Genomic DNA, 13,682 nt, shown 5'->3' with positions numbered 1-13,682 from the left:
ACAACAGAGCACGAGGCACACACCTTCCCCTGTCACCGGTGCTGCTGGTGATGGATCGGTGGTGCGGGTTTCAGTTATCTGCTGAACAACTCGTGTGTTGTCTCAGATACTGCACAGTGGACGCGTAGCTTCTTTGTGGTAAGTCCTCGGCCTATTAGTACCAGTCACCTGCACCCATTGCTGGGCTTCCAGTTCTGGCCTATCAACCCGGTGGTCTGCCGGGGGCCTTACCCCCTCGAGGGGGTGAGAAACCTCATCTTGGAACAGGCTTCCCGCTTAGATGCTTTCAGCGGTTATCCCTTCCGAACGTAGCTAACCAGCGGTGCTCCTGGTGGAACAACTGGCACACCAGAGGTTCGTCCGTCCCGGTCCTCTCGTACTAGGGACAGCCTTCCTCAAGTTTCTGACGCGCGCGGCGGATAGAGACCGAACTGTCTCACGACGTTCTAAACCCAGCTCGCGTGCCGCTTTAATGGGCGAACAGCCCAACCCTTGGGACCTACTCCAGCCCCAGGATGCGACGAGCCGACATCGAGGTGCCAAACCATCCCGTCGATATGGACTCTTGGGGAAGATCAGCCTGTTATCCCCGGGGTACCTTTTATCCGTTGAGCGACACCGCTTCCACTTGCCGGTGCCGGATCACTAGTCCCGACTTTCGTCCCTGCTCGACTTGTCAGTCTCACAGTCAAGCTCCCTTGTGCACTTGCACTCGACACCTGATTGCCAACCAGGCTGAGGGAACCTTTGGGCGCCTCCGTTACATTTTGGGAGGCAACCGCCCCAGTTAAACTACCCACCAGGCACTGTCCCTGAACCAGATCATGGTCCGAGGTTGAGGTATCCAATACGATCAGAGTGGTATTTCAACAACGACTCCACACACACTGGCGTGCATGCTTCACAGTCTCCCACCTATCCTACACAAACCGAACCGAACACCAATACCAAGCTGTAGTGAAGGTCCCGGGGTCTTTTCGTCCTGCCGCGCGTAACGAGCATCTTTACTCGTAATGCAATTTCGCCGAGTCTATGGTTGAGACAGCTGAGAAGTCGTTACGCCATTCGTGCAGGTCGGAACTTACCCGACAAGGAATTTCGCTACCTTAGGATGGTTATAGTTACCACCGCCGTTTACTGGGGCTTAAATTCTCAGCTTCGCTCCCGAAGGAACTAACCGGTCCTCTTAACCTTCCAGCACCGGGCAGGCGTCAGTCCGTATACATCGTCTTACGACTTCGCACGGACCTGTGTTTTTAGTAAACAGTCGCTTCTCACTGGTCTCTGCGACCCACACCAGCTCACACTGCAAGAGTGATCACCAGCAGGGGTCCCCCTTCTCCCGAAGTTACGGGGGCATTTTGCCGAGTTCCTTAACCATAGTTATCTCGATCGCCTTGGTATTCTCTACCTGATCACCTGTGTCGGTTTGGGGTACGGGCCGTGTACCAGCTCGCTAGAGGCTTTTCTCGGCAGCATAGGATCACTGAATTCGCCTCATTCGGCTATGCATCACCTCTCAGGCTGTGTGAGACCCGGATTTGCCTAGGTCTCGCCCTACAGGCTTACACCAGTGTTACCACTGACTGGCTCAGCTACCTTCCTGCGTCACCCCATCGCTTGACTACTACCAGGAAAGGTCCCGTGCATCACCACACCCGGCACCCGAAGGTGCTCCTGGTGGCTCTGGACGGTTAGTACTCCTGATTCATCATGGGCGCGGATACACGGGTACGGGAATATCAACCCGTTGTCCATCGACTACGCCTGTCGGCCTCGCCTTAGGTCCCGACTCACCCTGGGCGGATTAACCTGGCCCAGGAACCCTTGATCATTCGGCGGACGAGTTTCTCACTCGTCTTTCGCTACTCATGCCTGCATTCTCACTCGCGTGGCCTCCACACCTGGATCACTCCGGCGCTTCCCTGGCCACACGACGCTCCCCTACCCATCCACACACCTGGCACACACCCCGTGGGATGTGCGCGGGCTATCGTGCGAATGCCGCGGCTTCGGCGGTGTACTTGAGCCCCGCTACATTGTCGGCGCAAAATCACTTGACCAGTGAGCTATTACGCACTCTTTCAAGGGTGGCTGCTTCTAAGCCAACCTCCTGGTTGTCTTCGCGACTTCACATCCTTTTCCACTTAGTACACGCTTAGGGGCCTTAGCCGGCGATCTGGGCTGTTTCCCTCTCGACTACGAACCTTATCGCCCGCAGTCTCACTGCCGCGCTCTCACATCCTGGCATTCGGAGTTTGGCTGATTTCGATAAGCTTGTGGGCCCTCTAGACCATCCAGTAGCTCTACCTCCAGGATGAAACACGCGACGCTGCACCTAAATGCATTTCGGGGAGAACCAGCTATCACGGAGTTTGATTGGCCTTTCACCCCTACCCACAACTCATCCCCTCAGTTTTCAACCTAAGTGGGTTCGGGCCTCCACGACGTCTTACCGTCGCTTCACCCTGGCCATGGGTAGATCACTCCGCTTCGGGTCTAGAGCATGCGACTGATGTTCGCCCTATTCGGACTCGCTTTCGCTACGGCTACCCCACACGGGTTAACCTCGCCACATACCACTAACTCGCAGGCTCATTCTTCAAAAGGCACGCCATCACCCACCACACCGAAATGTGCACAGGCTCTGACGGATTGTAAGCGCACGGTTTCAGGTACTATTTCACTCCCCTCCCGGGGTACTTTTCACCTTTCCCTCACGGTACTAGTCCGCTATCGGTCACCAGGGAGTATTCAGGCTTATCGGGTGGTCCCGACAGATTCACAGCAGATTTCACGGGCCCGCTGCTACTTGGGCATTCATCACGACAGTCACACAGTTTTCGTCTACGGGACTCTCACCCTCTACGACAGGCCATCCCAGACCACTTCGACTAACCGCATGATTTCTTACTGTCGGCCGATCCGGCAGAATCGACAAGACAAACCCCACAACCCCACACGCACAACCCCTGCCGGGTATCACATGCACATGGTTTGGCCTCTTCCGCGTTCGCTCGCCACTACTGACGGAATCACTGTTGTTTTCTCTTCCTGTGGGTACTGAGATGTTTCACTTCCCCACGTTCCCTCCACACACCCTATATATTCAGGTGCAGGTAACACGACATCACTCGTGCTGGGTTTCCCCATTCGGACACCCTCGGATCTCAGCTCGGTTGACAGCTCCCCGAGGCTTATCGCAGCCTCCTACGTCCTTCATCGGCTCCTGGTGCCAAGGCATCCACCGTACGCTCTTCATTACTTACAACAAAGATGCTCGCGTCCACTGTGCAGTTCTCAAACAACACACCCCCTTCGAACTCCCATCTGCACCATGCCCACCCGAAGGCGCGGTATGCCAGACATCCGAAGGAGATACATTCTTGCCTAGAAAAAACACTCGCGTGTTCTCTCAGGACCCAACAGTGCATCGATATAGAACCAGCGGAACAACACTGAGGAAGTTCGCTACTGCCGGCTCTGGTTGTCAGTGTTCCACCCATGAGCGTCCACCCGACCAACGAATGTGGTCGGCGTGGTCTCTGCGGGGTTTCCCTCCCACCTGTGTGGGTGGTACTACCCCGAGATGTGCTCCTTAGAAAGGAGGTGATCCAGCCGCACCTTCCGGTACGGCTACCTTGTTACGACTTCGTCCCAATCGCCGATCCCACCTTCGACGGCTCCCTCCCACAAGGGGTTAGGCCACCGGCTTCGGGTGTTACCGACTTTCATGACGTGACGGGCGGTGTGTACAAGGCCCGGGAACGTATTCACCGCAGCGTTGCTGATCTGCGATTACTAGCGACTCCGACTTCACGGGGTCGAGTTGCAGACCCCGATCCGAACTGAGACCGGCTTTAAGGGATTCGCTCCACCTCACGGTATCGCAGCCCTCTGTACCGGCCATTGTAGCATGTGTGAAGCCCTGGACATAAGGGGCATGATGACTTGACGTCGTCCCCACCTTCCTCCGAGTTGACCCCGGCAGTCTCCTGCGAGTCCCCGGCATTATCCGCTGGCAACACAGGACAAGGGTTGCGCTCGTTGCGGGACTTAACCCAACATCTCACGACACGAGCTGACGACAGCCATGCACCACCTGTACACCGACCACAAGGGGGGCCGTATCTCTACGGCTTTCCGGTGTATGTCAAACCCAGGTAAGGTTCTTCGCGTTGCATCGAATTAATCCACATGCTCCGCCGCTTGTGCGGGCCCCCGTCAATTCCTTTGAGTTTTAGCCTTGCGGCCGTACTCCCCAGGCGGGGCGCTTAATGCGTTAGCTACGGCACGGATCCCGTGGAAGGAAACCCACACCTAGCGCCCACCGTTTACGGCGTGGACTACCAGGGTATCTAATCCTGTTCGCTACCCACGCTTTCGCTCCTCAGCGTCAGTTATTTCCCAGAGACCCGCCTTCGCCACCGGTGTTCCTCCTGATATCTGCGCATTTCACCGCTACACCAGGAATTCCAGTCTCCCCTGAAATACTCAAGTCTGCCCGTATCGCCTGCAAGCCAACAGTTGAGCTGCTGGTTTTCACAGACGACGCGACAAACCGCCTACGAGCTCTTTACGCCCAGTAATTCCGGACAACGCTTGCACCCTACGTATTACCGCGGCTGCTGGCACGTAGTTGGCCGGTGCTTCTTCTGCAGGTACCGTCACTTGCGCTTCGTCCCTGCTGAAAGAGGTTTACAACCCGAAGGCCGTCATCCCTCACGCGGCGTCGCTGCATCAGGCTTGCGCCCATTGTGCAATATTCCCCACTGCTGCCTCCCGTAGGAGTCTGGGCCGTGTCTCAGTCCCAGTGTGGCCGGTCGCCCTCTCAGGCCGGCTACCCGTCGTCGCCTTGGTAGGCCATTACCCCACCAACAAGCTGATAGGCCGCGGGCCCATCCTGCACCGATAAATCTTTCCACCACACGGCATGCACCGCGCAGTACTATCCGGTATTAGACCCAGTTTCCCGGGCTTATCCCGAAGTGCAGGGCAGATCACCCACGTGTTACTCACCCGTTCGCCACTCGTGTACCCCGAAGGGCCTTACCGTTCGACTTGCATGTGTTAAGCACGCCGCCAGCGTTCGTCCTGAGCCAGGATCAAACTCTCCGTTGAAGACTCTTATCAACCCCACCCTAGAAAGGCGAAAGTCAATGAAAACTAGAGAGCCAAATCCAGCAATAAAACTCACGCCAGCAATAACTCCATTGCTGACAAAAAAGAACCGGTCCCTCCCCGACGGGAAGAAGGAGAAGAACCAGCAAACCAAAACAAAATATTGGCACTGACATTCATCGACACACTGTTGAGTTCTCAAAGAACACGCACACACCACCACCACCCACACTTGCGGGAGGATCCGGGGCAACCGTTCCAGCCTAACCAACCGCTCGGAGCCGAGTCAAGACTCGAACTCTTAGGTGATCAGGGCGTCAGATGATCAGCGGAGCCGGTGTTCGAGGCCTTGCGGTCTCGGTCCGTGTCCGTGTCGCTCTGACTCGACAAAAGTTACGCGACGGATAACAGTGCGTCAAATCCGCAGGTCGGGCACACGAAGGGCTCGCGACGGTGCAGGTCAGCGCGTCACATCGACGCCTCGCGGACCTTCGAGCACTCGAACCCCGACTGTGACGCCGCGCACCCGCGGCTCACACCGGCCGACGTACGCCGGCCATGTTCTTCTTACCCCGACGCAGCACCAGCCACTCACCGTGCAGGAAGTCGTCCGCGGACGGAGTCCAGTCCTCGGCAGCGATCTTCTGGTTGTTGACCGACACTCCCCCCTCTTTCACCACACGACGGGCGGCGCCTTTCGACTCGCACAGCGACGTGTCGACGAGAAGGTCGACGATCGTGCGCTCCTCCCCCACCGCCAGCTCGGCGACGTCGGTCTCCGACAACGCGGCCGAGAGTGTCCCCGCGTCGAGGTCGCGAATCTCTCCGCGGCCGAACAGGGCAGAGCTGGCGAGTTCGACGGCTGCGGTGTTGGTCGCTCCGTGCACCAGCGTCGTCATCTCCGCCGCCAGCCGCTTCTGCGCCGCGCGCGCCTGAGGTCGTTCGGCCGTCGCCGCCTCGAGTTCCGCCAACTCGTCGCGATCGAGGAAGGTGAACCAGCGCAGGTACTTCACGACGTCGGCGTCGGCCGTGTTCACGAAGTACTGGTACCACGCGTACGGCGACGTCATCTCGGGGTCGAGCCAGAGGCTCCCACCACCGGTGGACTTTCCGAACTTCGTGCCGTCTGCCGCAGTCACCAGAGGAACGGTCAGTCCGTGCACGGCGTCGCCGTCCATGCGTCGGGTGAGATCGATTCCCGCGACGATGTTCCCCCACTGATCCGATCCGCCGACCTGCAAGGTGCATCCGTGCTGCCGATGCAGGTGCAGGTAGTCCTGCGCTTGCAACAACATGTAGCTGAACTCTGTGTAGGACATCCCGTCCGATTCGAGGCGCTTCTTCACCGTGTCCCGCGCCAGCATCACGTTCACGGAGAAGTGCTTGCCGATGTCGCGAAGGAAGTCGATGGCCGACAGCGACGCGGTCCAGTCGAGGTTGTTCGCGATGACCGCGGCGCCGGCGCCGTCGAAGTCCACGAACCGCGAGAGCTGACCTTTGATGCGATCGGCCCACTCGGCCACCGTGTCGCTGGAGTTCATGACGCGTTCGCCGACGTCACGCGGATCGCCGATGAGTCCGGTCGCTCCGCCGGCCAGCACGATCGGGCGGTGACCCGCACGCTGGAAACGCGACAGGACCAGGAGCGGAACGAGGTGCCCTGCGTGCAAGCTCGGTCCCGTCGGATCGAATCCCGCGTAGAGGGTGATCGGGCCGTCCGCGGTGGTCGCCGCTGTCAGTGCCTCGATGTCTGTCGACTGGGCTATCAGTCCACGCCAGGTCAGGTCCTCGATGATGCTCACACCGGTGATTCTTTCGCATGCGCGCACGTCGCCCGACGGCGCCCTCAGGCCCGGGTACTCGGTTCCGAACCGGTGTCGATCGGCGCTCGCGGGCTACGCCGGTAGGCAGACACGGCCGCCGAGGGAATCCAGAAGCGCCATGGGCGGTCGGGAGCGGTGGACACGCCCACTCGGGGACCTGATCGGATCGGTGCCGTGGGCTCGCCGGACAGCGTCACCGACACCTCCGCATTCTCGACGAAGACACGAACACCGTTGTGAGCCAACGACAGTGCGAGAACACTCCCGACGTTGCCGGGTCCGCGAGCCATACCGGCTTCCGGTGCGCGGGGCCGCCGCGTCCTGGCGACCGCGAGACCGTCGACGACCTCACCCGCGCGGATCAGGACGGCACCCGCCGCTCCGTCGGGACCACAGACGATGTTCGCGCACAGATGCATCCCGTAACTGAGATACACGTACAGGCGACCGGGCGGCCCGAACATGACCGAGTTGCGCGGTGTGGGGCCTCGGAACGAGTGCGCCGCGGGGTCGGGCCAGGGTCCGCCGGGGTCTCCGCCGTACGCCTCCACCTCGACGATGCGCAGCGTGACGCCGGCGCACGTGATGGTGGCGCCGAGCAGCCACGTCGCCGCGTCGACAGGAGTCGCGGACCCGAGAATCTGCTCGGACGGCAGTACGAGGTCGGTCATGTCGGCGATCGACGGGTCGTAGTCGCTCCTGTCACTCCGCGATCGGAGTGGGCGCGGTCGCCCGAGCCAGAATGTCCTCGTGCTCGGCGTCGGTGGCGTCACGCGCATCGTCGATGAGCAGCACCGGAATGCCGTTCTCGATGGGGTAGACACGGCGCAGCCGGGGGTTGTAGAGCAGTTCGTCCTGGATCAGCAGAAGCGGACCCTTGTCCTGCGGGCAGGCGAGAATGCTGTGCAAGCGAGCATCGACGCTCAAGAGGACTCCTCGTTCCGTCGTCGCGTCGGTCTTCCGACGCGATCTCACCCTACTGATGCGCGGTGAAGCGCTCCGCCGCCACTGCCTTCGTCATGCGCTTGTACTCGCCGGACGTCGACGCCAGATACCAGGTCTTGACCCCGGGCCGGGGCAGTCCGGCTGCGCGCAGCGTGTCGTCGAGCGGCCGGAACGCCCGGCTCAGCGGGATGTTCGCGACCACGTGCACGACGTCGGGTCGCTCGGCCGGATCCAGGACCAGCAGCGCGTCCGACACCATCGACGCCGTGAGGTTCTGACCCGCTCGCACGGTCACTGCGCACACCGACCACTGGTCCCCGTGCTCCCCGATGCCGTACGCCACGGCAAGGTCCACCGGCTCCGCCTCGCCGATCGCGTCTGCTATCGGCTGCGGGTAGACGGGTCCTCGTGCCGTGGTGATCACCGAGCGCTTGTGCCCGAGCAGCCAGTAGTCACCGCCCTCGTCACGACGGAACAGCAAGTTGGTCGGAGTCCACACGTCGCCGGCGCTGAAGACACCGCGCATGAACGCGCCACTGGAGTCGTCCAGTCCGGGGCGGCCGAGCAACAGGCCGGGTTCGCCGGTCTCGCAGTGTCGGACGAATCCCTGCTCGTCCACGAGGTATCGACCCGAGACAGCGTCGTAAGCCGCGAGCTCCACCCGAGCGCTGCCCGGCAGCGGACGACCTTTCGCCCCGATCTTCGTTCCCGCCACGTTCGCCAGGACGACATCGCCCTCGGTGGACGCGTAGAACTCGAGCACCCGCGCGGGTGCCAGTCGTTCGAGTGTGTGTCGCCACAGATTGGTGGGCATCCCGGATCCGATGAGGAGCCGAATGGCGTGCTGACCTCGGTGCGGAAGGGACTCCGACGTCAGGATGTCCCGCATCATGGTCCACGTGTAGGAGACGACCGTGACGCCGTAGCGCTGGATCTCGTCGGCGAAGCGCTCGGGTTCCACGCCGCGAGACAGCGCGATCCGGGACCCGCCCGCCAACGCGCCGCCCACCGCCACGAGCAGTCCGGCCGAATGATGCAGTGGCGCCAGGCAGTACACGGTGTCGCCGCGGGACAGACCGGCGGAGCTGGCCGTGCCGAACGCCGACAGAGCCCAGCGGTAGTTGGTGATGAACTTGGCATCGAGGGTGTCGTCGTTTCCGCTGAACAGCACGAAAGCGAGTTCCCGTGCGCGTCCCGGGTTGGGGACGTACCACCCGGGCAACTCCACGGTCGACGGGTCGACCTGCTCGAGATCCACCACCAGGTCGGAGTCCTCGATGTCGAGCGAGCGGGACTCACCTCCGCCCAGGACCAGCACGTCCAGTCCGTGATCGACGGATCCGGCCAGATTGTCGGGGTCGACGATCAGCAGTTCCACACGCCCGAGGCGCAGCGACGCCGAGAGATCGCTGGTGGGCTGCAGCATGACGGCCACCGCACCGATGCGGGACAGTGCGGCGACGGCGGCGAGTGCGCTCGGACGTGTCTCCATGAGCACGCCGACGTGCATCGCGGGACGGACACCGTTGACGATCAGGCCGCGCACCACGTTGTCGATGCGCTGGTCCACGGCGGCGTAGGAGTACACGCGGTCGTCGAACACGAAGCACTCACCGGCACTCGCGCGCCGGGCCTGCTCGCCGAGCAGGCGACCGAGGGACACCTGCGAATGAGGTTGCAGCTGACCGAGTCTGGCGAGACGAGGCAGTGTGCGAGCGGCCTCGGACGAGATCTCACGAGACCCCTTCACGGCCCCGGCCGCCGCCGACGCGATGCCACGACCGAGACCCAGACCGACCTCGGCGATGGTGGCCGCGGTGTGGACGAGACGGTTTCCCACCGACACGCCGCTCTCCGAGGCCGGGTGCTCGTCGTACCCCATGGCGTGCACCTCGACCGGCCGCGGCCCCAGGCCCTCGCGCCACCGGATCCACCCCGCCGTGCTCGGCCACGTCTGGGTGGCGGCGGTGCTCCCGACCACCAGTCCGAAGTGCCCGGCGCGGAGCCCTGCCTCGTACACCTTGGCCCGCGGAGCGGCTTTGCGGATGCCACGCACCGCGAGTGGTTGGCCGATGTCGTCGACCTCCCCCACGAAGGCGAGGATCGGCATGGTGAGCTCGGCGAGCGAGACGACCTTGCCGCGGATGGAGAACCCGCCCGTCATCATGCGGTTGTGCACGACGAACTGCGTCAACAGTTCCGCGACCGCCGGGCCCGACCAGGCGACCCACCCGTCCATCGCGAGGAACCGACGCTGGGACTCGCGGGGCAGGAGCGCGTCCCGGTCGTGGAGCTGGAGCAGGAAGTCGATGCGCGACTTGACGGTCTTGGCCGGGTCGAGCAACTGGAACCCGGTGCGGGCCATCCAGTCGGTCACCGCGAGACGCGTGAACACGTGCTCGGCGAGGAATTCGGCACCCTTGGTGGCCACGTTCGCCGGGATCCCGAGAGGCAGCGCCGCGAGGGTGTCCACCGGACTGCCGAAGGTGATGATGCTGGCGATGTCGCGACTCGAGCGGTACGCGGCGGCCTGATAGCAGAACATGCCGCCCTGCGAGTACCCGCCGAGGTGGACGTCGCGCCCCGTCCGCTCGGCGACGATGTCGATGATCTCGCTGATCGCGACGATGTGGTCCGCCAGCGTCCGGTTCCAGCCGCCCTCCTCGGTGGCCGGCGAACCGAAGTCGACCACCCAGGGGTCCATCCCCGCCTCGTGCAGGATGCCGACGCCACCCTGGTCGCGGGTCACGTCGTAGACGTCGGCCGACATCATCATCGGCGGTACGAGCACGACGGGCGGACCCGTCTGCTCGGACTCCGGGAAGTACCGACGCAGCCGGTACATACGATCGCGCGCGACCACCGAGAAGGGGGACGGAACGGCGTCCGTCTCGAGTCCCCCGAGTCGGATGACCTCGAGCCCGTTCTGCGCCGTGGCGACCACACGCCGCAACGACGTCGCGACCGACCCGGTGTCGATTCCCAGCAACTGCACTCCTCGAAGGCGGCATCGATTCGGTCGGTGTGGTCCACGACTCGTCGACCGATGAGGTCACAGCGTCTCACACCACTCCGACCAGTCAGATCGGGTCGTCCCGTCAGGCCGTGATCCACGTCCTGAGCTCGCCCGCGGTGCGCTGGACCACGGTGATCTGCTCCGCCACCCGCGCCGGCGCGGTACCGCCGCGGCTGTCCCGCGAGCCGATGGATCCGTCGACGGTGAGCACCGCGCGCACCTCCGGTGTGAGCGCCGGGTCGATCGACGCGAACTCCTCGTCGGTCAGTTCGTCCAGACCGACACCGCGGGACTCCGCACGTCGCACACAGTCGCCGGCCACCTCGTGGGCGTGCCGGAACGGCACACCGTTGCGGACGAGCCACTCGGCGATGTCCGTCGCCAGCGTGAATCCCGCCGGCGCCAGCTCGCGCAGCCGGTCGGTGTGGAAGGTGAGAGTGGACACCAACCCTGTCAGGGCGGGCAGAAGCATCTCGAGCTGGAGCACCGAGTCGAAGACGGGCTCCTTGTCCTCCTGCAGATCACGGTTGTACGCGAGGGGCTGAGCCTTGAGCGTCGCGAGCAGTCCGGTGAGATTGCCGATCAGTCGCCCGGTCTTGCCGCGCGTGAGCTCCGCGACGTCCGGGTTCTTCTTCTGAGGCATGATCGAACTGCCCGTCGACCATGCGTCGGCGAGCGTCACGTAGCCGTACTCGGGGGTACTCCACGACACGATCTCCTCGGCGAGACGCGACAGGTCCACGGCGGTCATGGCCAGGACGAACGCCGCCTCGGCAGCGAAGTCGCGCGAACTCGTCGCGTCGATCGAGTTCTCCGCGGAACCGTCGAACCCGAGCTCCGCGGCGATCTTCTCCGGGTCGAGTCCCAGCGACGAGCCCGCCAGGGCGCCCGAACCGTAGGGCGACACCGCGGCGCGGCCGTCGAAGTCCCGGAAGCGCTGCACGTCCCGCAGCAGCGGATGGGTGTGTGCGAGCAGATGATGCGCGAGCAGGACCGGCTGCGCGGCCTGCGAGTGCGTCTTGCCCGGCATCGCCGCGTCGGGATGTGCCTGCGCCTGCGCGGTGAGGGCCTCGACCACGTCCAGCACGCCCGCCGACACCCGCCGCACCGCGTCCCGCAGCCACATCCGGAACAGGGTCGCGACCTGGTCGTTGCGCGACCTGCCGGCGCGCAATCTACCGCCGAGCTCGGGTCCGACCCGGTCGATCAGCCCGCGCTCGAGGGCGCCGTGCACGTCCTCGTCGGACTCGGCGGGACCGAACGCACCCGAGTAGACGTCGGCGGCGAGCTGATCGAGGCCGGTGAGCATCGACTCGAGATCGCCCGCCGTCAGCAGGCCGGCCGAGTTGAGCACGCGTGCGTGAGCCTTGGAGGCACGGACGTCGTACGAGGCGAGCACCCAGTCGAAGTGGGTCGACTTGCTCAGCGCCGCCATGGCTTCCGCGGGACCCGACGCGAAGCGCCCACCCCAGAGAGCGCCCGCGTTGGTGCCGTGAGCGGGTGACGTCACAGGTCCGACTGTCCCTGCGCCGCCACCGCGCCACGGTCACGGCTGGCCGCGATCTTGGACGACAGGCCGTGCAGCTGCACGAAGCCCTTGGCCGACGACTGATCGAAGGTGTCGCCCGCGTCGTAGGTCGCGAGATTGAAGTCGTAGAGCGACTCCCCGCTGCGACGACCGTTCACGACGACGGTGCCGGCGTGCAGCACCAGGCGGATCTCACCGGACACGTGCTCCTGGGTGTGCTGGACGAAGGTGTCGAGTGCGCCCTTGAGCGGCGAGAACCACAGGCCGTCGTAGACCTGCTCGGCCCACTTCTGGTCCGTGTGCCGCTTGTAGCGGCCGAGCTCGCGTTCGAGGGTGACGTGCTCGAGCTCCTCGTGGGCACGGATGAGGACCATGGCGCCGGGAGCCTCGTAGACCTCACGGCTCTTGATGCCGACGAGCCGGTCCTCGACCACGTCGAGGCGGCCGACACCCTGCTTGCCCGCACGGGTGTTCAGTTCCTGAATCGCCTGCAGCACCGAGACCGGGCGGCCGTCGATGGCGATCGGGCGTCCCTTGTCGAACGTGATGACCAGCTCGTCCGGCGCGTTGAAGTTGGCCGTCGGATCCTCGGTGTAGTCGTAGACGTCCTTGGTCGGGGCGTTCCACAGATCCTCGAGGAACCCGGTCTCCACGGCGCGACCCCACACGTTCTGGTCGATCGAGAACGGCGACTTCTTGGTGACGTTGATCGGGATGCTGTTCTCCTCGGCGAAGGCTATGGCCTTCTCGCGGGTCCAGGCGTAGTCGCGCACCGGGGCCAGCACCTCGAGCTCGGGCGCGAGCGTGTTGAAGCCGACCTCGAAGCGGACCTGGTCGTTGCCCTTGCCGGTGCACCCGTGAGCGACGACGGTGCCGCCGTGCGAGCGCGCGTTCTCGACGAGGTGCTTGACGATGAGGGGACGGCTGATGGCCGACACCAGCGGGTAGCGGTCCATGTAGAGGGCATTCGACTGGATGGTCGGGAGGCAGTACTCGTCCGCGAACTCGTCCCGGGCGTCCACGACGACGGCCTCGACAGCGCCGCAGTCGAGTGCGCGCTGCCGGATGACCTCCATGTCCTCGCCACCCTGGCCGAGGTCGATCGCCACGGCGACCACCTCCTTGCCGGTCTCGCGGCCGATCCAGCTGATGGCGACAGAGGTGTCGAGACCGCCGGAGTAGGCGAGGATGACGCGTTCGGCCATGGGGTGTGTGCTCCTTCGTGTGATTCTGACGTTCTGGGATTCGG

At 63.5% G+C, this 13,682-nt stretch carries 6 protein-coding genes and 2 rRNA genes; all 8 read right to left on the bottom strand.

Going from position 1 to position 13,682, the window contains the following annotated elements; translation table 11 throughout:
• Nucleotides 1–134: 134 nt before the first annotated feature.
• Nucleotides 135–3,271: ribosomal RNA gene (locus JOE30_RS13655) — 23S ribosomal RNA — on the bottom strand.
• 331 nt (nucleotides 3,272–3,602) lie between these two features.
• Nucleotides 3,603–5,121 (bottom strand): 16S ribosomal RNA (locus JOE30_RS13650).
• Together the 16S and 23S rRNA genes form the textbook arrangement of a ribosomal RNA operon.
• Before the next feature lie 533 nt (nucleotides 5,122–5,654).
• Nucleotides 5,655–6,923, bottom strand: a complete 1,269-nt coding sequence (gene tyrS / locus JOE30_RS13645; RefSeq protein WP_204867253.1) for a tyrosine--tRNA ligase — start codon at nucleotides 6,921–6,923, stop codon at nucleotides 5,655–5,657.
• Between the two features lie 44 nt (nucleotides 6,924–6,967).
• The gene (locus tag JOE30_RS13640; protein ID WP_204867252.1) at nucleotides 6,968–7,615 is read right to left on the bottom strand and encodes a DNA-3-methyladenine glycosylase; all 648 of its coding nucleotides are present in this window, start codon (nucleotides 7,613–7,615) and stop codon (nucleotides 6,968–6,970) included.
• Between the two features lie 31 nt (nucleotides 7,616–7,646).
• Nucleotides 7,647–7,871: a Trm112 family protein gene (locus JOE30_RS13635; RefSeq protein WP_204867250.1), complete on the bottom strand. Its 225-nt coding sequence runs from the start codon at nucleotides 7,869–7,871 to the stop codon at nucleotides 7,647–7,649.
• 49 nt (nucleotides 7,872–7,920) lie between these two features.
• Nucleotides 7,921–10,878, bottom strand: a complete 2,958-nt coding sequence (locus JOE30_RS13630; RefSeq protein WP_204867248.1) for an AMP-binding protein — start codon at nucleotides 10,876–10,878, stop codon at nucleotides 7,921–7,923.
• A gap of 109 nt (nucleotides 10,879–10,987) precedes the next feature.
• Nucleotides 10,988–12,415 (bottom strand): argininosuccinate lyase, encoded by a 1,428-nt coding sequence (gene argH / locus JOE30_RS13625; RefSeq protein ID WP_204867246.1) that lies wholly within the window; start codon nucleotides 12,413–12,415, stop codon nucleotides 10,988–10,990.
• Nucleotides 12,412–13,638 (bottom strand): argininosuccinate synthase, encoded by a 1,227-nt coding sequence (locus tag JOE30_RS13620; RefSeq protein ID WP_056447988.1) that lies wholly within the window; start codon nucleotides 13,636–13,638, stop codon nucleotides 12,412–12,414. The genes argH and JOE30_RS13620 overlap by 4 nt, the downstream gene beginning before the upstream one ends.
• Nucleotides 13,639–13,682 lie beyond the last annotated feature (44 nt).

The organism is Rhodococcus sp. PvP016 (genome assembly GCF_017832185.1).
In the GTDB taxonomy this organism is placed as follows: domain Bacteria; phylum Actinomycetota; class Actinomycetes; order Mycobacteriales; family Mycobacteriaceae; genus Rhodococcoides.
This window is presented reverse-complemented; position numbering and strand designations above follow the sequence as displayed.